We start from the raw sequence: 20,879 nt of genomic DNA, 5'->3' as shown, positions 1-20,879 counted from the left end.
GGCGTCGCTACACGCCGTGGTCGGCTCGACGCGCCCCTGCCGACGGGCCGAATGCGTCATCAACCACCTAGCTGGTCCGGCCAGTCGGTGAGGATGTCCTCGACGGGCAGGACGTCCCGCTCAGGGTTCGGTGCCGGTGTCGGCCGGTCGGTCGGGGTGCGATCGAAGCGGGGTGCGGGGGCCGGCTGGATCTCGCCGCCCACCTCGACGAACGTGCCCCGGGCCGCGTTGTGCGGGTGCCCGTGCGCCTCGCCGGGGGCGAGCACCGGCGCGACGCAGGCGTCCAGGTCGGCGAAGACCGCCGTCCACTCGTCCCGGGTGCGTTCGGCGAACCGCTCGGTGAACCGGCGGCGCAGTTCGTCCCAGCCGCTCGGGTCGTACTGGGCGGGCAGGTCCGGGTCGTCGGCGAGGTCGAGGCCGGTGAGCAGTACGGCGTAGAAGGCCGGTTCCATCGCGCCGACCGCCATGAATCCACCGTCGGCGGTGGCGTACGTGTCGTAGAACGGCGCCCCACCGTCGAACATGTTGCGTCCGCGCGGTGCGGCCCACAGGCCGCTGCCGAGCAGCCCGTGCAGGAACGAGGTGAGCAGCGCCGAGCCGTCGACCATCGCCGCGTCGACCACCTGACCGAGCCCGGAGCGCTCCCGCTCCAGCAGCGCGGCCAGCACGCCGACGGCGAGCAGCATCCCGCCGCCGCCGAAGTCGCCGAGCAGGTTCATCGGCGCGTACGGGCGTTCGCCGGCCCGTCCCAGCGGCTCCAACGCCCCGGCCACCGCGATGTAGTCGATGTCGTGCCCGGCTCGGGCCGCCAGCGGGCCGTCCTGACCCCAGCCCGTCATCCGCGCGTACACCAGTCGGGGATTGCGGGCCCGGCACACCTCCGGCCCGAAGCCGAGCCGCTCGGCCACCCCGGGCCGGTACGCCTCGACCAGTACGTCCGCCCGCTCGACGAGACCCAGCAGGTCCGCCACCCCGGTGGGGGATTTCAGGTCCAGCGCGGTGACCCGCCGTCCCCGTTGCAACGGCCCGCTTGTCGGTGCGGCCAGCCGACCCGCTCCCGGGGCGCCCGGCCGGTCCACCCGCACCACGTCCGCCCCGAGGTCGGCGAGCACCATGCAGCCGAACGGCGCCGGCGCGAGGCTGGCCAGCTCGACCACCCGCACCCCGGCGAGCGGCCCGCCACGCGCCGCCGTCACGCGGCGCCCACCGGTTCGACGGGGCGATCGGCCGAGGCGGCGAGCCGGTCGACCAGGTCGGCGGGGGGTGTGAACCGGTCGCCGTAGCGGTCGGCCAGCTCGGTGGCTCGGGCCGCGAAGCCGGCCGGGCCGCCCGCGTACTGCCGGACGTAGCGGATCACCCCGCCCGTCCACGCCGGGAAGCCGATGCCGAGGATCGAGCCGATGTTGGCGTCGGTCTCGGTACGCAGCACGCCCTCGTCGAGGCAGCGCAGCGCGTCCAGCGCCTCGGCGAAGAGCATCCGCTCCTGAAGGTCGGTGAACGGCACTGCCCGACCCGCCTCGGTGACCAGGTCGGCGAGACCGGGCCACAGCCGGCCCCGGGTGCCGTCGTCGTAGGCGTAGAAGCCGCGTCCGGCGGAACGCCCAGGCCGGTCGTACGCGTCGACCAGCTCGTCCACCAGGCGGTGCGCCGGCAGGGGCCGGAACTCCTCGCTGGCCGCCTCGAACTGGCGGCGGATCCGCTGGATCAGCGTGAGGCTGACCTCGTCGGCCAGCGCCAGCGGCCCGGTCGGGTAGCCGGCTTGAAGGGCGGCCTGCTCCACCGACGCGGCGGGGACACCCTCGGCGACCATCCCGACCGCCTCGTCGATGAACTGGCCGATCACCCGGCTGGTGAAGAAACCCCGGCCGTCGTTGACGACGATCGGGGTCTTGCCGATCCGCCGGCCCAGGTCGAACGCCCGAGCCAACGCCACGTCCCCGGTCCGCTCGCCCACCACGATCTCCAGCAGCGGCATCCGGTCCACCGGGGAGAAGAAGTGCATGCCGATGAAGTCCGCCGGCCGGTCCACGCCCTCGGCCAGCCCGGTGATCGGCAGGGTGGAGGTGTTGGAGGCGATCAGGGCGTCCGGTGCCAGCACCGGCAGCACCTCGGCGAACACGGCCTTCTTCAGCGCCGGGTCCTCGAAGACCGCCTCGATGACCGCGTCGCAACCGGCGAGGGCGTCCACCTGGTCGGTGGTGGTGATCCGGTCCAGCACGGCGCGGGCGTCCGCCTCGGTGGCGCGGCCCTTGCCCACCTTGCGGGCCAGCAACCGTTCGGCGTGCTCCCGGGCTCGGCCGGCGGCCTCCGGCGTGACGTCCCTGACCACGACGTCCAACCCGGCGCTGGCGCAGGCGTACGCGATGCCCGCGCCCATCATGCCGGCCCCGAGCACCGCCACCCGGCGTACCGGTGGGGCGTCCACATCGGCCGGTCGGGCCGCGCCACCGTTGACGGCCTTCAGGTCGAAGAAGAAGGCACCGATCATGTTCTTGGCGACCTGCCCGGTGAGCAGGCCGATCAGGTGCCGGGTCTCCACCGTCAGGGCGGTCTCCAGGTCGACCTGCGCGCCCTCCACGGCGGCGGCCAGGATCGCCTCGGGCGCCGGCAGCCGGGCACCCTTGAGCTGCTTCCGCAAGGTCGCCGGGAAGGCGGGCAGTTGCGCCGCCAGCGAGCGGCTGGCCGGGGTGCCGCCCGGCATCCGATAGCCCGGACGGTCCCACGGCTGTGCCGGGTTCGGGTTCGCCGCGATCCAGGCCCGGGCATGTTCCAGCAGCTCCGCCTCGGTGGCGACCACCTCGTCGACCAGCCCGGCGGCGAGGGCGTCGGCCGGGCGCATCCGCCGGCCGGTGAGCAGCACCGTGGTCAGCGCCCCGGCCAGACCGAGCATCCGTACGGTCCGGGTGACACCGCCGGCCCCGGGCAGCAGACCCAGGGTCACCTCGGGCAGCCCGAGCCGCGAGCCGGGCGCGTCCAGCGCGATCCGGTGGTGGCAGGCGAGCGCGATCTCCAGGCCACCGCCGAGCGCCGAGCCGTTGATCGCGGCGACAACCGGCCGGCGCAGCGTCTCCAGCCGGCGCAGGTCCCGTTTGATGGTGCCGAGCAGGTCGGCCAGCGCGGGCGCGTCGGCCCGGGTTGCCCTGATCATCTCGGGCAGGTCGCCGCCGGCGAAGAAGGTCGACTTCGCGCTGGTCACGATGACGCCGACGAGGTCTGGCTCGGCCTCCAGCCGGTCCAGCACCGCGCTCATCGACGCGGCGTACGCCCGGTTCATGGTGTTTGCGGACTGGGTGGGGTCGTCCAGGGTGAGCGTGACAATGCCGTCGGCGCCGCGGTCGTACCGGATGGTGGTGGTCATGTGTGGTCCTCCGGTCAGCAGCGCTCGAGAACGGTGGCGACGCCCATGCCGCCGCCGATGCAGAGGGTCACCACGGCGCGGCGCAGGTCGCGGCGCTCCAACTCGTCCAACGCCGTGCCGAGCAGCATCGCTCCGGTCGCGCCGAGCGGATGGCCGAGCGCGATCGCGCCGCCGTTGACGTTCACCCGGTCCGGGTCGAGGCCCAGGTCACTGACGTACTTGAGCACCACCGCGGCGAAGGCCTCGTTGATCTCGAACAGGTCGATGTCGTCGACTGTCAACCCGGCGACGGCGAGCGCCTTCCGGGTGGCCGGGATCGGGCCGGTCAACATCAGCGTCGGGTCGGCGCCAGTGACCGCCGCGCCGACGATCCGGGCGCGCGGGGTGAGGCCGAGGTCCCGACCGACGTCGCCCGAGCCGATCAGCACCAGCGCGGCGCCGTCCACGATGCCGGACGAGTTGCCCGCGTGGTGGACGTGTTCGATCGCCTCCAACCAGTGGAACTTCTGCAACGCGACCGCGTCGAAGCCGGCCGCCTCGCCCATCGTGGCGAAGGACGGGGTGAGCTTGGCCAGCGCCTCCCGGGTGGTCTCGGGCCGCAGGTGCTCGTCGACGGTGAGGATGTCCAGCCCGTTGCCGTCGCGGACCGGCACCACCGAGCGGGCGAAGTGCCCGCCGGCCCACGCCTTGGCGGCCCGCTCCTGGGACCGCAGCGCGTAGCCGTCCACGTCGTCGCGGGTGAAGCCGTCAAGGGTGGCGATCAGGTCGGCGCTCACGCCCTGCGGCACGAACGACGTGGCCAGCGCGGTCTGCGGGTCGGTGGCCCAGGCCGCGCCGTCGGAGCCCATCGGCACCCGGGACATCGACTCCACGCCACCCGCGAGCCAGCCGGAGCGGATCCGCGCGGCGGCGGAGTTGACCGCTTCCAGTCCGGAGGCGCAGAACCGGTTGAGCTGCACCCCGCCCACCTGGTCGGGCAGCCCGGCCAGCAGCGCCGCGGCCCGGGCCAGGTCACCGCCCTGCTCGCCGACCGGGGTGACGATGCCGAGCAGCAGGTCCTCCAGCCGGCCGACGTCGAGGCCGGGGTTGCGCTCGCGCAGAGCGTCGATCAGGCCGACCACCAGGGAGATGGGCTTGACCCCGTGCAGCGCGCCGGTGTCCCGACCGCGTCCGCGCGGGGTGCGGACCGCGTCATAGACGTACGCCTCAGAGAGCACGGGCGATCAACTCCTTCATGATCTCGTTGGTGCCGCCGTAGATCTTCTGGACCCGGGCGTCGGCGTACATCCGGGCGATCGGGTATTCCGTGGTGTAGCCGTAGCCGCCGAAGATCTGCAGGCACCTGTCGACGACCTCACACTGCCCGTCGGTGAGCCACGACTTCGCCATCGCCGCTGTGGAAACGTCCAGGTCGCCACGCGTGTGCCGGACGATGCAGTCGTCCAGGAAGACCCGGCTGACCCGGGCGCGGGTGGCGCACTCGGCGAGCACCATCCGGGTGTTCTGGTGACCCATCAGCGTCTTGCCGAAGGCGCTGCGCTCCTTCGCGTACGCGACGGTCAGCGCGACCGCCCGTTCCATGGCGGCGACCGCGCCGACGCCGATGACCAGCCGTTCCTGCGGGAGTTGCTGCATGAGCTGGATGAAGCCCAGCCCTTCGGCGCCGCCGAGCAGGTTCGCCGCCGGCACCCGGAGTTCGTCGAAGAACAACTCGGCGGTGTCGTTGGCGTGCAGCCCGATCTTGGACAGCAGTCGGCCCCGGCGGAAGCCCTCCGGGTCACCGCCCACCTCGCAGACCAGCAGGGAGACGCCGGCCGCCCGCTGCTCGGGGTCGGTCTTCACGGCCACGATGACCAGGTCGGCCAGGCCGCCGTTGGTGATGAACGTCTTCGCGCCGGTCACCAGGTAGTCGTCGCCGTCGCGGACCGCGCGGGTGCGCATCGCCTGAAGATCGGAGCCACCGTCCGGCTCGGTCATCGCGATGGCGCCGACCAGCTCACCGCTGCACAGGCCGGGCAGCCAGCGTCGCTTCTGTTCCTCGCTGCCGTAGGCCACCAGGTAACCGGTGACGATGCCACTGTGGACGGCCAGCCCGAGGCTGCCCTCCCCGGTGTACGCCTGCTCGTGCAGCAGCACCGCCTCGTGGGTGAACCCGCCGCCCCCGCCGCCGTACTCCTCCGGGACCGACAGGCCGAGCAACCCCAGCTCACCGGCGCGCCGGTAGTGCTCGCGGTCCGGGTGTCCCTGCGCCAGCAGGCGCTCAGCGTGCGGCAGCACCTCCTTGGTGAAGAAGGTGCGGGCCAGCTCGGCCAGGTCGTCGTGCTCCGGCTCGCGCCAGGGTGAGGAGGAGCCGTCGGGCGGGGGGGTCGGCATGTGCATCACCCTCGCGCGCTGTTGGCGGCATGTCAATAAGTACGGATCAACCGCCGGGCGCAGGTCGGCGGGGCATCCGCGACCGCGGCCTCAGGGGGAACCCGAGTCGATCGAGTGGCGGCTGGGTGGGGCACTTCCGCCGCTAGCCGCGGGCCGACTCACGTCGTGCCGAGGCCGCCAGCCGCTCAGCGAGCGCGACGACACGGTCGCGGAGTTCGTCCGGGCGGACGATGACGAATGGCAGGTCGAGCGCGGCGAGCACACCGGGCAACCAGTCGAGACTCTCTGCCCGGATCTCCACGTCCTGCCAGCCTTCGTCCGCACCCTCTCGCACCTCGGCGACGCTGGCCGGTAGCCGCCTGCGGATCTGCTCGGGTGTTCCCTGTATCCGCACCGACACCGCATGCCGGTACGGCGCCTGTGCCATCGAGGTGAGAAGGCGCCCGGCAGGATCGTTCCCGGCGGGCGGCTCGAACGAGCCCGGCAGCGTTCTCGCGTCCGCGATGCGGTCGAGCCGAAGGGTTCGCTCCTCGTCGATCTCCGGATCGACCCCTGTGACATACCACCGGCCCGCATGGTTGACCAGCCCGTACGGATGCAGCACGCGGGCGCTACGCCTACCGTTGCCCGAGGTGTACTGCAGCGAGATCGGCCGGTGATGGCGGACCGCCTCGGCGACGGCGAGTAGTACGTCGGTCTGCGGCGCGGGGAAGTCACCGACTTCGGCGGTGAAGGCGAGGGACTGGAGTGCGGCGTCCAGCCGGTCCGCGGTCCGCGACGGCAGGACGCGACGGATCTTCGCGGCGGCTGTTTCGCCCGCCGTGCCTGTTGCCGTCGCCAACCCGGCGCGGCGGCCGGCAACAAGACCGAGTAGGACGGCCAGGGCTTCGTCGTCGCTGAACATCAGCGGCGGCAGACGATAGCCGGCGGCGAGCCGATACCCGCCGTAGCGACCGCGCACCGACTCCACCGGCAGGTCCAGGTCGACCAGATGACGCACGTAGCGCCGCACCGTGCGCGGTTCGACACCAAGGCGCTCGGCAAGCTCGGTCATCGTCCGGACGCCGCCGGACTGCAGGAGCTCCAGCAGTGCGAGCACCTGGGCTGTCGGTCGGGCCACGGTCTGAACTTTATCAAGATACTGGACCAAATCTGTCCAGTATTCGTTCTAGCGTGATCTCGACAGACCGATACCGACCCGTACTGAGCAGGGAGAAGACATGGACTTCGTCTCGATCCGCATCATCACCGGCGAGATCAACCGCCTGGTCGGCTTCTACGAGAAGATCACAGGCGTGCAGGCGGCCTGGGGCAACGAGGACTTCGCCGAGTTGCGCACCGCCCACGGCACGCTGGCGATCGGCAGCACCCGCACGGTCCCACTGTTCGCGCCAGGCTCGGCCCGCCCGGCCGACAACCACAGCGTGATCATCGAGTTCCTCGTGGAAGACGTGGATGCGCTCTACGAGAAGTTGAAGGGCGTGGTGGAGGACTTCGTGAACGAGCCCACGACCATGCCCTGGGGCAACCGGGCCCTGCTCCTCCGCGACCCCGACGGCAACCTGGTCAACTTCTTCACCCCGGTGACCCCCGACGCGATCGAGAGGTTCAACCGCTGACCGGGTCGACGCAGCCCGGCTTCCGGTCACCGCGAGACCGCAGCACCGGCTGGCGGGGACGTCGACGCCGAAGCCGGCGGTGTGAGCTGCCGATAGGGTCGGGCAGATGAGTGTCGAGACGGCTCCGCGCCGCCGCCGTCTGGAGCCGGACGCCAGGCGTGGGCAGATCCTGGCCTGCGCGGTCCGGCTGTTCGGCGAGCGCCCGTACGCGGACGTCTCGACCACCGACGTCGCCCGCGAGGCGGGTGTCGCCCGTGGCCTGGTCAACCACTACTTCGGGGCGAAGAAGGACCTCTACCTGGAGGTCGTCCGGGTCATGGTGACCATCCCCGAGGTTGCCCTGGAACGGCTGCCCAAGGGTGATCTCCGCACCCGGGTCGACGCCAGCGTCACCTGGTTCCTCGACGTGGTGTCCCGGCACAGCACCTCGTGGCTGGCGGCGGTCACCGCCCGGGGGATGGGCGGCGACGCCGACGTGGAGCGCGTGCTCGCCGAGGCCGAGGAGGTCGCAGCGGACCGGATGCTGGTCGCCGTCGGGCTGGCCGGCGAGGCGGAGCACCACGAGGAGCTTCGCGGCATGGTCCGGGCGTACTGCGGGCTGGCCACATCGACCGCCCGCGAATGGCTCCAGCGTGACGCGCTGACCCGCGCCCAGGTGCACCTGCTGCTCACCACGACCCTGCTGACAATCGTCGAACAGGTCATCCCGCAGGTCCTCGCCAGCGACGGTTCGACCCGGCCGGCGCACCCGGCTGCGTTTTCCGCTGAGGACGAGTTGCTGGACGAGATCGATGTTCGAGGCGCAGCTCGCCGACGTCGGGCGGCGGATCAAGACCTGCCGTAACCCTGTTGCCGGGTTCTCGTTCTACGACCGCTCACGCAACAACAGCGGGGTCAGGTGGGCTGACTCGGTCGCTCAGGCGGCCCGTCGTTCGTCGGCCTCGCCGGTGCGGGTGGATCGACAGGTACGCGCTGCCGGGGCGGCGTACCTGTCGGCTGCCTGCGCCGGATAGGACTCGGGGCGTACCACCCGCAGCGGCCGGTCCACCTCGTCGGCCCCGAACCGCCAGCGGGACGGTGTCGGCTGCCGCTGCGGTGCCGGCCCACCGGGGCGGAGCCCGGGCCGGGACAGCAGCACGGTGATCAGGTAGCCGACCACCAGGAAGCCGTGACTGATCAACCGTTCCCCGCCCACCGAACCGGTGGCCAGGTCGTTCACCGACAGCAGCAGCAGCGTGCCGACGAACGCGCTGAGCATCGGCAGCAGCCCGGCGGGTGGGCTGCGGCGCACCGCCACGAACAGGAATCCCGCGCCCACGGCCACGTTCCACGCCGCCGACTCGTGCCACAGGTGCTGGCCGGTGGGGTGCAGGTGATCGGCGGTCGCGCCCCGGCCCACCTGGGCCAGGCCGAGCACCAGTTGCACCGCGCCGAGCAGCCCGAGCGCCGAGCGCAGGCCGGCGACGAGCGGCCCACGTCCGAACGCCGCGCGCAGGCCGGCGGCCGACCCACCACGCCCGAACGTCGGGCGCAGCCCTCGTCCGGTCATGCGCCGCCACCGCGACTGACCGGCCGGCGCCGACGCGGTGGCGGCGGCCAGGATGGCCGCCGTCCGGTCGGGCACCTCAACGACCAATCGGGTACGAACCCGACGGGTCACCGCGGCCGCAGCCGTGAACCACGCCCGGCACTCGGCACACCCGTCGAGGTGCCCCTGCACCGCCGTCAGTTCGGCGGCGGTCTCCTCCCCGTCCAACTGCGCGGACAGGACCTCCCGCCACTGCTCACACCCCATGTATCGGTAGTCGCTCCGGCAGCCGCTCCGGTTCCCGGCGTTCGTGACTGGTTGTGGAATACTCGCCGGATCATGACGCGTTACGGCCTGCTCATCCTGCCCGCCACCAACCGGGTGTACGCCCGCGCTGCCGTCGACCTCACCCGAGCCGAGCTGGAGATCTTCGGCCGTTCGGCGCTGGACGGCCGGATCGGCGAGCTGGACACCGAGGTCGTCGGAGGGGCGTCCTACGTCACCTTCAGTGGCGACGGGCTGACCGAGCGGGACCTGGCCGTCCTGGGCAACCTCTCCGCCGGGTACGCGCTCTTCGAGATCGTCGGTGAGCTGCTGCGGCCGATCGAGTGGAGCCGGCTGGACCGCTACGACGACGACCTGCTCACCATCCAGAAGTACCCGGGAAAGACCAACGAGCAGTTCACCAAGCTGCTGCTCAACGTCACCCTGCTCGCCTCGGACTGGGCCACCGAGCTGACCAGCCGCCGGTTTCGGGTGCTCGACCCGCTCTGTGGTCGGGGCACCACCCTCAACCAGGCGCTGATGTACGGCTTCGACGCCGCCGGGATCGAGCGCGACCAGAAGGACGTCGAGGCATACCGGGCGTTCATCACCACCTGGTTGAAGCAGAAGCGGGTCAAGCACCGGGTGCTGGAGTCCGGGCCGGTGCGGCGGGAGCGCAAGGTGGTCGGCCGACGGGTGCGGATCGAGCTGGCCCCGACCCGGGAGGAGCACAAGGCCGGCCAGACCCAGTTGCTGGACGTGGTCAACGCCGACACCGCCCGGTCGGCGGAGTTCTTCCGCCCGGAGACCGTGGACCTGGTCGTCGCCGACGCGCCGTACGGCGTGCAGCACGGCAGTCGTACCGCTGGGCAGGGGTTGGCCCGCGACCCGCTGGCGTTGCTCGCGGACGCGGCGCCGGTCTGGGCCCGGTTGTTGCGCCCCGGTGGTGCGCTCGGGATCTCCTGGAACACCCACGTGGCCAGCCGGGACGACGCGGCGGCGGCACTGGCCGACGCCGGCCTGACAGTGGTCGACGCGGAGCCCTACCGCGCGCTGCGGCACCGGGTCGACCAGTCGATCATGCGCGACGTGCTGGTGGCCCGTAAGCCGGCCTGACCGGCCTCGCACCTCCGCCCCCGCGGCGCCAGGCGCCAACCCAGCCGGGTCGCGCCTGGTCTCTCCCGTGCGTCCTTTGCACGGCGGACAACTGGTCCTGACCTCGCGGACCACCGAGGTCTGTGCCGCATTTCACCTGCTCACTCGGCGGGTGTGAAAACCACGTCAAGAAAAGGTTCGCCGCCGTCATGGTCGCGTTATGACCGCTGCCGTCCGGCGGGTGGTGGGGCTTTGATTGCCCGGCGCGACCGGAAGGCGGTCGCGACGAACCTTTCCGGCTGAGGAGTCAGCGTGTCTGACGTGGTGTTCGTGGTCCTGACGGTGGCGCTGTTCGCGGTGCTCGCCCTTGTGGTCCGGGCGGTGGAGAAGCTGTGAACGCGGTAAATGCCGTCGGTCTGGTGCTCGCGATCGTCCTGGGCGCGTTCCTGGTGTTCGCCCTGCTGTTTCCGGAGCGCTTCTGATGACCAGGACAACAGCGGGCGTCATCTTCATCTTGACGCTGGTGGCGGCCCTCGTTGCCGTCTACAAGCCGTTCGGTGACCACATGTTCCGGGCGGTCTCCGGCACGAAGCAGTCGCGGGTCGAGCGGGGCATCTACCGACTGGTCGGGGTCAACCCGGCCGCGGAGCAGACCTGGGGCGTGTACGCCCGCAGCGTGCTGGCGTTCTCCGCGGTCTCGATCCTATTCCTGTACGTGTTCCAGCGGGTGCAGAACCACCTGTGGCTGTCGCTGGGCTTCGACCCGGTGGTGCCGCACGGCGCGTGGAACACGGCCGTGTCGTTCGTGACCAACACCAACTGGCAGTCGTACTCGGGTGAGTCGACGATGGGCCACCTGGTCCAGATGGCCGGCCTGGCCGTGCAGAACTTCGTCTCGGCGGCGGTCGGCATCGCGGTGGCGGTCGCGCTGGTGCGCGGCTTCGCCCGCAGCCGCACCGGGCAGCTCGGCAACTTCTGGGTGGACCTGACCCGGATCACGCTGCGGATCCTGCTGCCGATCGCGGTGCTCGGCGCCATCGCGCTGATGATCGGCGGGGCGGTGCAGAACCTGACCGTCGGCACCGACGTGAGCACGCTTACCGGTGGCACCCAGACCATCACCGGTGGCCCGGTCGCCAGTCAGGAAGTCATCAAGGAGCTGGGCACCAACGGTGGCGGCTTCTACAACGTCAACAGCGCGCACCCCTTCGAGAACCCCACCACCTGGACGAACTGGCTGGAGATCTTCCTGATCTTCCTGATCCCGTTCAGCCTGCCCCGGGTCTTCGGCCGGATGGTCGGGCAGAACCGACAGGGCTACGCCATCGCCGCGGTGATGGGCATCCTCGCGATCGCGAGCGTCGCGATCACCAACATCTTCGAGCTGGCCGGCCACGGCACTGTGCCGCAGGCGGTCGGCGCGGCCCTGGAGGGCAAGGAGGTGCGATTCGACGTGTCGAACTCGGCCACCTTCGCCGCCGCCACCACGCTCACCTCGACCGGTGCGGTCAACTCGTTCCACGACTCGTTCACCTCGCTCGGCGGCATGATGACCATGGTCAACATGATGCTCGGCGAGGTCGCGCCGGGCGGCACCGGCTCGGGTCTCTACGGCCTGCTCATCCTCGCGGTGATCACGGTCTTCGTGGCCGGGCTGATGGTGGGCCGCACTCCCGAGTACCTGGGCAAGAAGATCGGGTCGCGCGAGATCAAGTTCGCCTCGCTCTACTTCCTGATCACTCCGATCCTGGTGCTCGTCGGTACGGCGGCGGCGTTCGCCACCGGCAACAACTCCACCGCGCTCAACGTCGGCCCGCACGGCCTCTCCGAGGTGCTGTACGCGTTCACCTCGGCCAGCAACAACAACGGCTCCGCGTTCGGCGGCATCACCGTCAACACCACCTGGTGGGACACCACCCTCGGGTTGTGCATGCTGCTGGGCCGGTTCCTGCCGCTCATCTTCGTGCTCGCGCTCGCCGGCTCGCTGGCCCGCCAGGCACCCACCCCCGCGTCCGAGGGCACCCTGCCGACCCACCGACCGCTGTTCATCGGCATGGTCGTCGGCGTCACCGTGGTCCTCGTCGCGCTGACCTTCCTGCCCGCGCTCGCGCTCGGCCCGCTGGCAGAGGGGCTCTGACCATCATGAGGAACGAGGACATGTCCGTGACATCCGGGCAGCCCGCCACCGGAGCCGACCAGGGCAACCGGATCGGCGGGGGACTGCTCGACCCCAAGCAGTTGATCCGGTCCCTCCCGGACGCGGTACGCAAGCTCAACCCCAGCACGCTCTGGCGTAACCCGGTGATGCTGATCGTGGAGGTCGGTGCGGCCTTCACCACCGTCCTGGCGGTGACCGACCCGTCGGTGTTCGCCTGGGCGATCACCATCTGGCTCTGGCTGACGGTGGTCTTCGCCAACCTGGCCGAGGCGGTCGCCGAGGGTCGGGGCAAGGCCCAGGCCGCGACCCTGCGGCAGGCGAAGAAGGACACCATCGCCACCCGGCTGATCGACTGGAAACCGGGTGCACGGGCCAACACCTATCGGGACGAGGCGGTGCCGGCACCGGACCTGCGTCAGGGCGACATCGTGCTGATCGAGGCGGGCGGCATCATCCCCGGCGACGGCGACATCGTCGAGGGCATCGCCAGCGTCGACGAGTCGGCCATCACCGGCGAGTCGGCCCCGGTCATCCGGGAGTCCGGCGGCGACCGCAGCGCGGTCACCGGCGGCACCAGGGTGCTCTCCGACCAGATCATCGTGAAGATCACCCAGAGGCCGGGGGAGAGCTTCATCGACCGGATGATCGCCCTGGTCGAGGGGGCCAACCGGCGGAAGACGCCGAACGAGATCGCGCTGAACATCCTGCTCGCCGCGCTCACGATCATCTTCCTGCTGGCCGTGGTCACCCTCCAGCCGCTGGCCATCTTCTCCAAGGCGTACCAGGTGGCCGCCCCCGACACCGGGGCGATCACCGACTCCGGCGTCACCGGGGTGGTGCTGATCTCGCTGCTGGTCTGCCTCATCCCCACCACCATCGGCGCGCTGCTCTCCGCCATCGGCATCGCCGGCATGGACCGGCTCGTGCAGCGCAACGTGCTGGCCATGAGCGGTCGGGCCGTCGAGGCGGCCGGCGACGTCAACACGCTGCTGCTGGACAAGACCGGCACCATCACGCTCGGCAACCGGCAGGCCGCCGAGTTCGTACCGGTCGAGGGGGTCGACGCCGCGACCGTGGCCGACGCCGCGCAGCTGTCCAGCCTGGCCGACGAGACCCCGGAGGGGCGCTCGGTGGTAGTGCTGGCGAAGAACGAGTTCGGGCTGCGCGAGCGCGAGCCCGGGGTCATGCCGCACGCCACCTTCGTGCCGTTCACCGCGCAGACCCGGATGAGCGGTGTCGACCTCACCCCGGACGGCAGCGTGGACGGCGGCGCGGTGGGCGCGGCCCGCCGGGTCCGCAAGGGCGCCGCCGCCGCGGTGATGAAGTGGGTACGGGAGAACGGCGGCCACCCGACCGAGCAGGTCGGCGAGATCGTGGACGCGATCAGCGGCACCGGCGGCACCCCGCTGGTCGTCGCCGAGCACGTCGACGGTGAGCCGGCCCGCGCGCTGGGCGTCATCCACCTCAAGGACGTGGTCAAGTCCGGGATGCGGGAGCGGTTCGACGAGATGCGCCGGATGGGCATCCGGACCGTGATGATCACGGGCGACAACCCGCGCACCGCGAAGGCGATCGCCGACGAGGCCGGGGTGGACGACTTCCTGGCCGAGGCGACGCCGGAGGACAAGCTCGCGCTGATCAAGCGGGAGCAGGAGGGTGGCCGGCTGGTCGCGATGACAGGTGACGGCACCAACGACGCGCCGGCGCTCGCGCAGGCCGACGTCGGGGTGGCGATGAACACCGGCACGTCGGCCGCCAAGGAGGCCGGCAACATGGTCGACCTCGACTCCGACCCGACCAAGCTGATCGAGATCGTGGAGATCGGCAAGCAGTTGCTGATCACCCGTGGCGCGCTGACCACGTTCAGCATCGCCAACGACATCGCGAAGTACTTCGCGATCATTCCGGCCATGTTCGCCGGCCTCTACCCGAGCCTGGACGCGCTGAACATCATGCGGCTGTCCAGCCCGGAGTCGGCGATCCTGTCCGCGGTCATCTTCAACGCCCTGGTGATCATCGCGCTGATTCCGCTCGCCCTGCGGGGCGTACGGTACCGGCCGGCCGCCGCGTCGAAGCTGCTCAGCCGCAACCTGCTGATCTACGGGCTGGGCGGCATCATCGTGCCGTTCATCGGGATCAAGCTCATCGACCTGCTCATCCAGTTCATCTCGGGGATTTCGTGATGCGCCTACCCACCTGGATCGCCCAACACCTCGCCGCCCTGCGCGCCGTACTCGTCTTCACGGTGCTGCTCGGCCTGGTCTACCCGCTGGCCCTGGTCGCGCTCGGTCAGCTGCCCGGCCTCAACCACAGGGCCGACGGTTCGCTGATCACCTCGGACGGGAGGACGGTCGGCAGCGCGCTGATCGGCCAGTCCTTCACCGACGCGGACGGCAACCCCGTCGCCCGCTACTTCCAGTCCCGCCCCTCGGCCGCTGGCGACGGGTACGACCCGACCGCCACCTCGGCCAGCAACCTGGGCCCGGAGAGCGTGGTCGACACCATCGCCACCGACCCGGAGGAGTCCAGCGAAAGCCTGCTCACCCAGGTCTGCGGGCGTAGCAAGGAGGTCGGCGAGCTCAACGGTGTCGACGGTCGACGCCCCTACTGCACCGACGACGGGGTGGGCGCCGTGCTCGCGGTGTTCCGCGCCGACGGTCTGACCGGCCCGGTCACCCGGGTGGTGAGCGTCAACCAGGCCGCCCCGGCCACGCCGTTCGTCTCTTCATACCAGGGGGTGCCGGTGGAGTTGGCCCAGCCCGGCGAGGACTACGTGGCCGCCGGCGGGGTGGTCACCCCGATCCGCGGCGACGCGCCCGCCGACCCGGCGGTGCCCGCCGACGCGGTCACCGCCAGCGCCAGCGGTCTCGACCCGCAGATCAGCCCGGCGTACGCCGAACTGCAGGTGAACCGGGTCGCACGGGAGCGCGGCGCGGACCCGGCGGCGGTCCGCAAGCTGGTCAAGGAGCACACCGGCGGGCGTGGGCTGGGCTTCATGGGTGCCCCCGGCGTCAACGTGCTGGAGCTCAACCTCGCCCTCGACAAGCAGTTCGCCGCACGCTGAGCACCCGCACGGACGGGGCCGCGCCGACTGGGCGCGGCCCCGCCCGCCGATCTGACCAGGGAGGATGGTCCCCGTGCCACGCGGAGAACTGCGCATCTATCTCGGGGCCGCCCCCGGCGTCGGCAAGACGTACGCCATGTTGGAGGAGGCCCAGCGGCGGGCCGCGCGCGGCACCGACGTGGTGATCGGTTTCGTGGAGACCCACGGCCGGCGGCACACCGCCGCGATGCTCGGCGACCTGGAGCAGGTGCCCCGCCGGACCATGGCCTACCGGGGCGTCGAGTTCACCGAGATGGACCTGGACGCGGTGCTGGCCCGCCGGCCACAGATCGCTGTGGTCGACGAGCTGGCGCACACCAACGTGCCCGGTTCCCGGCACGACAAGCGCTGGCAGGACGTCCAGGAGCTGCTCGACGCGGGGATCGACGTGCTGTCCACGGTCAACGTGCAGCACCTGGAGTCGGTGAACGACGTCGTCGCGCAGATCACCGGCACCACCCAGCGGGAGACCGTGCCGGACGAGATCGTCCGCGCCGCCGAGCAGGTCGAGCTTGTCGACATGACTCCGGAGGCGCTGCGCCGACGGATGGCGCACGGCAACATCTACCGACCCGACAAGATCGACGCCGCGTTGGGCAACTACTTCCGCGTCGGTAACCTCACCGCGCTGCGCGAGCTGGCGCTGCTCTGGCTGGCCGACAAGGTCGACGAGCAGCTCGACCGCTACCGCAGCCAGCAGGGGATCGCGGCCACCTGGGAGGCCCGGGAACGGGTCGTGGTGGCGCTGACCGGCGGTCCGGAGGGCGAGACGCTGATCCGGCGGGCGGCGCGGGTCGCGGCCCGCAGCAAGGGCGCCGACCTGCTCGCCGTGCACGTGGCCCGCAGCGACGGCCTGGCCGGCGCCGACCCGGCCCAGCTGGCCCGCCAACGAGTGCTGGTGGAGAGCCTGGGTGGCACGTACCACCAGGTGCTCGGCACCGACGTGCCGGCCGCGCTGCTGGACTTCGCCCAGGGCGTGAACGCCACCCAGCTGGTGCTCGGGGCCAGCCGGCGGGGCCGCCTCGCGCAGATCTTCGCCAGGGGTGTCGGGGTGACCACCACCGCGCTGTCCGGCTCGATCGACGTGCACCTGGTCACCCACAAACAGGCCGGCAAGGGCCGCCGGGCGGCGGCCGTGCCGGCGGCGCTGTCCCGACGCCGCCGGCTGCTCGGCTTCGGCCTGGCCGTGCTGGGCATGCCGCTGCTCACAGTGCTGCTGAAGACCCTGCCCGACCTGACACTGACCAACGACATCCTGCTGTTCCTCGCCGGGGTGGTGGGGGTCGCGCTGGTCGGTGGGGTGTGGCCGGCCCTGGTCGCCGCGCTCGGCGGCTCGCTGCTGCTCAACTGGTTCTTCACCCCGCCCTTCCGCACCCTGACCATCGCCGAGGCGGACAACCTGCTCGCCCTGGCCGTCTTCGTCGGGGTGGCCCTGGCCGTGAGCTGGATCGTCGACGTGGCCGCCCGGCGTACCCGCGAGGCCGCGCGGGCCGCCGCCGACGCGCAGACCCTCGCCGCCGTCGCCGGTGGTGTGCTGCGCGGCGAACGACCCCTGCCCGCCCTGCTGGACCAGCTCCGGGAGACCTTCGGGCTGCGCGCGGTGAGCGTGCTGGAGTTGGTCGAGGAGGCCGGCGGGCGCCCGGAGCGGGCCCGCGAGGAGCACGCCTGGTGTGTGGTGGCCAGCGTCGGCGAGCAGCCACCCTGCACGCCGGACGGCGGCGAGACGGCGGTACCTGTCGACGACCGGATCACAGTCGTGCTCAGTGGCCGGCGGCTGGAGGCCGCCGATCGGCGGATCGTTGAGGCGTTCGCCGCCCAGGCCGCCGTCGCGCTGCGCCAGGAACGGCTCGCCGAGGAGGCCGCCACCGCCCGGCCCCTCGCCGCCGCCGACCGGATGCGCACCGCGCTGCTCGCCGCTGTCAGCCACGACCTGCGTACGCCGCTGGCCTCCGCGAAGGCGGCGGTGACCAGCCTGCGCAGCCACGACATCGAGTTCGACGAGTCCGACCGCGAGGAGTTGCTGGAGACCGCCGAGGAGTCACTGGACCGGCTCGCCCGGCTGGTCGCCAACCTGCTGGACATGAGCCGGCTCCAGGCGGGCGTCCTGGGCATCTCGGCGACCGCGATCGGCCTGGAGGACGCCGTACCCCTGGCGCTTGACGAACTCGGTCCGGCGGCCGCGACCGTGGGCACGGACATCCCGGCCGACCTGCCGGCCGCCACCGCCGACCCGGGCCTGCTGGAACGGGTGTTGGTGAACATCGTCGCCAACGCGCTGCGGTACAGCCCGCCCGGTCAGCCGCCCACGATCACCGCCAGCGCCCACGCCGGCCAGGTCGAGCTTCGGGTGATCGACCGGGGGCCGGGCATCCCGGAGGACCAGTGGGAGCACGTCTTCCTGCCGTTCCAACGCCTCGGTGACCGGGACAACCAGACCGGCGTCGGTCTCGGTCTTGCCCTGTCCCGGGGGTTGGCCGAGGCGATGGGTGGCAGCATCACCCCGGAGACCACCCCCGGTGGTGGGCTCACCATGGTGCTGCGGCTGCCGGCCGCGCAGACCAGCTCGGAGGGGTCGCCGGAATGACGCGCATCCTGGTCGTCGACGACGAACCGCAGATCCTGCGTGCCCTGCGGATCAACCTGCGTGCCCGCAGGTACGACGTGGACGTCGCCGGCACCGGGGCCGCCGCGTTGAAGGCCGCCGCCAGCCACCCGCCCGACCTGGTGGTGCTGGACCTCGGCCTGCCCGACATCGACGGCGTGGAGGTGATCCGGGGCCTGCGCGGCTGGACCGCCGTGCCGATCATCGTGCTCTCCGGTCGGGCCGGCAGCGAGGACAAGGTCGCGGCGCTCGACGCGGGCGCTGACGACTACGTCACCAAGCCGTTCGGGGTGGAGGAGCTGCTGGCCCGCATCCGCGCGGTGACCCGCCGCCTCGGCGCGCCCAGCGAAGCGGTGCCGGCACTGCGGATCGGTCAGCACACCGTCGACCTGGCCGACCACAGCGTGCGCAGAGACGACGGCACCGAGGTCAAGCTCACCCCCACCCAGTGGAGCGTGCTGGAGAAGCTGCTGCGCCACCCCGGCAAGCTGGTCAGCCAACGGCAGCTCCTCCAGGACGTGTGGGGGCCGGAATACCAGAACGAGACCAACTACCTGCGGCAGTACCTGGCCCAGTTGCGGCGCAAGCTGGAGGACGATCCGGCCCGCCCCCGGCACCTCATCACCGAGCCCGGAATGGGCTACCGATACCGGCCGTGACCCGTTGACACCCGTCGGCAGAGATTGAACAATTTCTGTCAGCAGCGGCAGCGGCGTGCTTCTGTAACCGTCCCCCCACCGGTGACCCCCCGGGAGCCCCGCCGTGTCCCTGCACCTGTCCCGTCGTCGGCTGTTGACCGTCGGCGGCGCCGGCCTGGTCCTGGCCAGTCTCGACGGCCCGTTCCGGGCCGACCCCGCCCGGGCCGCCGTCACCACCGCCGACCTGGTCGTCTACGGCGCCACCTCCGGCGGGCTGGCCGCCGCGATCACCATGCGCCGGCTCGGCCGCACCGCCGTGGTGGTGGAGCCCACCAGCCACGTCGGTGGGTTGAGCACCGCAGGGCTGGGTGCCACCGACACCGGCGTCCAGGCGTCCATCGGCGGGCTGGCCGCCGAGTTCTACCGCCGGGTGTACGTGAAATACCACGGCGGAACACTCACGCCGACGTCGCCGCTGCGGATGACCTTCGAACCGCACGTCGCCACCGCCGTCTTCGCCGAGATGCTGGCCGAGGCGGGCGTTCCGGTGGTCGTCGACGCCCGGCTGAGCGGCATCGGCCGCACCGGCAACCGGATCACCGAGCTGCGTACCGAGGACGGGTCGATCTACCGGGGCGGGGTGTTCGTCGACGCCACCTACGAGGGCGACCTGTTGGCCATGGCCGGGGTGGGATTCACCGTCGGGCGGGAGTCCAACGACACCTACGGCGAGACGATCAACGGGGTGCAGTCGCGCAACACCCACCAGTTCGCCTACCCCGTCGACCCGTACGTCACGGCCGGCTCGCCCGCCAGCGGGCTGCTGCCGGGCATCTCCGCCACCCCACTCGCCCCGCAGGGCAGCGGCGACGACCGGATCCAGGCGTACTGCTTCCGGATGTGCCTGACCCAGTCGGCCAACCGGATCCCGTTCGGCAAGCCGTCCGGTTACGACCCGATCCGGTACGAGCTGCTGCTGCGGCACATCCAGGCCGGCTACGCCGGACCGTACTTCACCACCCACTCGATCGGCGGTGGGAAGACCGACTCCAACAACAACGGCGCCGTGTCGACGGACAACATCGGCTTCAACTACGCGTACCCGACGGCGAGCTGGGCGGCGCGGGAGAGCATCATCGTCGAGCACCGCACCTACCAGCAGGGGCTGATGTGGTTCCTGGCCAACGACAGCCGACTGCCGGCGTCGGTACGTGACTCGACCGCCCGGTGGGGGTTGCCGGTGGACGAGTTCACCGGCACTGGCGGCTGGCCACCGCTGCTCTACATCCGCGAGGCACGCCGGATGGTCTCCGCGTACGTGATGACCGAGGCCGACTGTCGGGGCCGGGTACGCGCCACCGACTCGGTGGGCCTGGCCAGCTACACGATGGACTCGCACAACTGTCAGCGGGTGGTCGTCGACGGCCGGGTCCGCAACGAGGGGGACGTGCAGATCGGTGTGCCGGCGCCGTACCCGGTGAGTTACCGGGCGATCGTGCCGCACCAGGCGCAGTGCGCCAACCTGCTGGTGCCGGTCTGTCTCTCGGCGAGCCACATCGCGTACGGCTCGATCCGGATGGAACCCGTGTTCATGATCCTCGGGCAGGCGGCGGCCACCGCGGCGTCGCTGGCGCTCGCCGGGAACCTCGCCGTGCAGGCCGTCTCCGTGCCCGCCCTCCAGGCCCGGCTGCGCCAGGACGGCGGGGTGCTGGAGTGGGGCTCCACCAGCGAGGTGATCCTGGACAACGCGGCGACCACCGGGATCACCCGGGGCGGGACGTGGGTGCGCAGCAGCAGCACCGGCGGCTACTACGGTCCGGACTACGAGCACGACGGCAACGTCGGCAAGGGGGTCAACCGGTTGCGGTTCCGCCCGTCGCTGCCCGCCTCCGGTTCGTGGACTGTGCAGCTGCGCTGGACCGCGCACCCGAACCGGGCGACGAACGTGCCGGTGGACATCGCGTACGCCGACGGGCTGATCACCAGGACGGTCGACCAGCGGCAGGCCGGCGGTCAGTGGGTGGCGCTGGGCACCTATCCGTTCACGGCGGGCACCGACGGCAGCGTGCTGATCCGTACCGAGGACACCGACGGGTACGTGGTCGCCGACGCGGTGCGGTTCGTCCGCGCCTGAGCGACGC

The 20,879-nt window shown here is 71.5% G+C and carries 16 protein-coding genes; 10 read left to right on the top strand and 6 right to left on the bottom strand.

What is annotated here, in order from left to right; genetic code table 11:
- Nucleotides 1–59: 59 nt before the first annotated feature.
- The 5 genes from ABZU74_RS00175 to ABZU74_RS00155 form a co-directional block, all read right to left on the bottom strand.
- Nucleotides 60–1,196 (bottom strand): CaiB/BaiF CoA-transferase family protein, encoded by a 1,137-nt coding sequence (locus tag ABZU74_RS00175; RefSeq protein WP_355416385.1) that lies wholly within the window; start codon nt 1,194–1,196, stop codon nt 60–62.
- Nucleotides 1,193–3,358, bottom strand: coding sequence for a 3-hydroxyacyl-CoA dehydrogenase NAD-binding domain-containing protein (locus ABZU74_RS00170; protein ID WP_355416382.1), 2,166 nt, complete (start codon nt 3,356–3,358; stop codon nt 1,193–1,195). The genes ABZU74_RS00175 and ABZU74_RS00170 overlap by 4 nt, the downstream gene beginning before the upstream one ends.
- Nucleotides 3,359–3,372: 14 nt before the next feature.
- On the bottom strand, nt 3,373–4,575 hold the full coding sequence (locus ABZU74_RS00165; protein ID WP_355416379.1) for an acetyl-CoA C-acetyltransferase: 1,203 nt from the start codon (nt 4,573–4,575) through the stop codon (nt 3,373–3,375).
- Nucleotides 4,565–5,731: an acyl-CoA dehydrogenase family protein gene (locus ABZU74_RS00160; protein ID WP_355416376.1), complete on the bottom strand. Its 1,167-nt coding sequence runs from the start codon at nt 5,729–5,731 to the stop codon at nt 4,565–4,567. The genes ABZU74_RS00165 and ABZU74_RS00160 overlap by 11 nt, the downstream gene beginning before the upstream one ends.
- A gap of 142 nt (nt 5,732–5,873) precedes the next feature.
- Nucleotides 5,874–6,830: a YafY family protein gene (locus ABZU74_RS00155; protein WP_355416373.1), complete on the bottom strand. Its 957-nt coding sequence runs from the start codon at nt 6,828–6,830 to the stop codon at nt 5,874–5,876.
- A 121-nt stretch (nt 6,831–6,951) separates the two neighbouring features.
- Between ABZU74_RS00155 and ABZU74_RS00150 the strand changes: the two genes are divergently transcribed.
- The gene (locus ABZU74_RS00150; RefSeq protein WP_355416370.1) at nt 6,952–7,350 is read left to right on the top strand and encodes a VOC family protein; all 399 of its coding nucleotides are present in this window, start codon (nt 6,952–6,954) and stop codon (nt 7,348–7,350) included.
- A gap of 106 nt (nt 7,351–7,456) precedes the next feature.
- Complete coding sequence (locus tag ABZU74_RS00145; RefSeq protein WP_355416367.1) at nt 7,457–8,194, top strand: helix-turn-helix domain-containing protein; 738 nt, start codon at nt 7,457–7,459, stop codon at nt 8,192–8,194.
- Nucleotides 8,195–8,266: 72 nt separating this feature from the next.
- Here the strand turns inward: ABZU74_RS00145 and ABZU74_RS00140 are convergent, their stop codons facing one another.
- Entirely contained in the window at nt 8,267–9,145 is an 879-nt protein-coding gene (locus tag ABZU74_RS00140) for a zf-HC2 domain-containing protein (protein ID WP_355416364.1), read from the bottom strand.
- A gap of 72 nt (nt 9,146–9,217) precedes the next feature.
- Between ABZU74_RS00140 and ABZU74_RS00135 the strand changes: the two genes are divergently transcribed.
- From ABZU74_RS00135 to ABZU74_RS00100, 8 genes are all read left to right on the top strand, one after another.
- A complete protein-coding gene (locus ABZU74_RS00135; RefSeq protein ID WP_355416361.1) occupies nt 9,218–10,258 on the top strand; it encodes an SAM-dependent methyltransferase in 1,041 nt (346 codons plus the stop codon).
- A 371-nt stretch (nt 10,259–10,629) separates the two neighbouring features.
- Nucleotides 10,630–10,719, top strand: coding sequence for a K(+)-transporting ATPase subunit F (gene kdpF, locus ABZU74_RS00130; RefSeq protein ID WP_036390805.1), 90 nt, complete (start codon nt 10,630–10,632; stop codon nt 10,717–10,719).
- Nucleotides 10,719–12,374 (top strand): potassium-transporting ATPase subunit KdpA, encoded by a 1,656-nt coding sequence (gene kdpA / locus ABZU74_RS00125; protein ID WP_355416357.1) that lies wholly within the window; start codon nt 10,719–10,721, stop codon nt 12,372–12,374. The genes kdpF and kdpA overlap by 1 nt, the downstream gene beginning before the upstream one ends.
- A gap of 20 nt (nt 12,375–12,394) precedes the next feature.
- A complete protein-coding gene (kdpB, locus tag ABZU74_RS00120; RefSeq protein ID WP_355416354.1) occupies nt 12,395–14,578 on the top strand; it encodes a potassium-transporting ATPase subunit KdpB in 2,184 nt (727 codons plus the stop codon).
- Entirely contained in the window at nt 14,578–15,459 is an 882-nt protein-coding gene (locus tag ABZU74_RS00115) for a potassium-transporting ATPase subunit C (protein WP_355416351.1), read from the top strand. The genes kdpB and ABZU74_RS00115 overlap by 1 nt, the downstream gene beginning before the upstream one ends.
- A gap of 73 nt (nt 15,460–15,532) precedes the next feature.
- A complete protein-coding gene (locus tag ABZU74_RS00110; protein WP_355416348.1) occupies nt 15,533–18,082 on the top strand; it encodes a DUF4118 domain-containing protein in 2,550 nt (849 codons plus the stop codon).
- Complete coding sequence (locus ABZU74_RS00105) at nt 18,079–18,759, top strand: response regulator (RefSeq protein ID WP_355416345.1); 681 nt, start codon at nt 18,079–18,081, stop codon at nt 18,757–18,759. Before ABZU74_RS00110 ends, ABZU74_RS00105 begins: the two co-directional genes overlap by 4 nt.
- 103 nt (nt 18,760–18,862) lie before the next feature.
- Nucleotides 18,863–20,872 carry an FAD-dependent oxidoreductase gene (locus ABZU74_RS00100; protein ID WP_355416342.1) on the top strand — a complete coding sequence of 670 codons (2,010 nt, stop codon included), beginning with the start codon at nt 18,863–18,865 and terminating at the stop codon, nt 20,870–20,872.
- Nucleotides 20,873–20,879 lie beyond the last annotated feature (7 nt).

Origin of the sequence: Micromonospora sp. NPDC005171, from assembly GCF_040608575.1 — a bacterium.
Classification (GTDB): Bacteria; Actinomycetota; Actinomycetes; order Mycobacteriales; family Micromonosporaceae; genus Micromonospora.
Note: the sequence above shows the minus strand (reverse complement) of the source record. Positions and strands in the feature narration are given on the sequence as shown.

Excerpts from the sequence above, each read along its gene's own strand:
- ABZU74_RS00170 (WP_355416382.1), bottom strand. The coding sequence starts at position 3,358 with ATGACCACCACCATCCGGTACGACCGCGGCGCCGACGGCATTGTCACG.
- ABZU74_RS00160 (WP_355416376.1), bottom strand. The coding sequence starts at position 5,731 with ATGCCGACCCCCCCGCCCGACGGCTCCTCCTCACCCTGGCGCGAGCCG.
- ABZU74_RS00150 (WP_355416370.1), top strand. The coding sequence starts at position 6,952 with ATGGACTTCGTCTCGATCCGCATCATCACCGGCGAGATCAACCGCCTG.
- ABZU74_RS00145 (WP_355416367.1), top strand. The coding sequence starts at position 7,457 with ATGAGTGTCGAGACGGCTCCGCGCCGCCGCCGTCTGGAGCCGGACGCC.
- ABZU74_RS00140 (WP_355416364.1), bottom strand. The coding sequence starts at position 9,145 with ATGGGGTGTGAGCAGTGGCGGGAGGTCCTGTCCGCGCAGTTGGACGGG.
- ABZU74_RS00135 (WP_355416361.1), top strand. The coding sequence starts at position 9,218 with ATGACGCGTTACGGCCTGCTCATCCTGCCCGCCACCAACCGGGTGTAC.
- kdpA (WP_355416357.1), top strand. The coding sequence starts at position 10,719 with ATGACCAGGACAACAGCGGGCGTCATCTTCATCTTGACGCTGGTGGCG.
- kdpB (WP_355416354.1), top strand. The coding sequence starts at position 12,395 with ATGTCCGTGACATCCGGGCAGCCCGCCACCGGAGCCGACCAGGGCAAC.
- ABZU74_RS00115 (WP_355416351.1), top strand. The coding sequence starts at position 14,578 with ATGCGCCTACCCACCTGGATCGCCCAACACCTCGCCGCCCTGCGCGCC.
- ABZU74_RS00105 (WP_355416345.1), top strand. The coding sequence starts at position 18,079 with ATGACGCGCATCCTGGTCGTCGACGACGAACCGCAGATCCTGCGTGCC.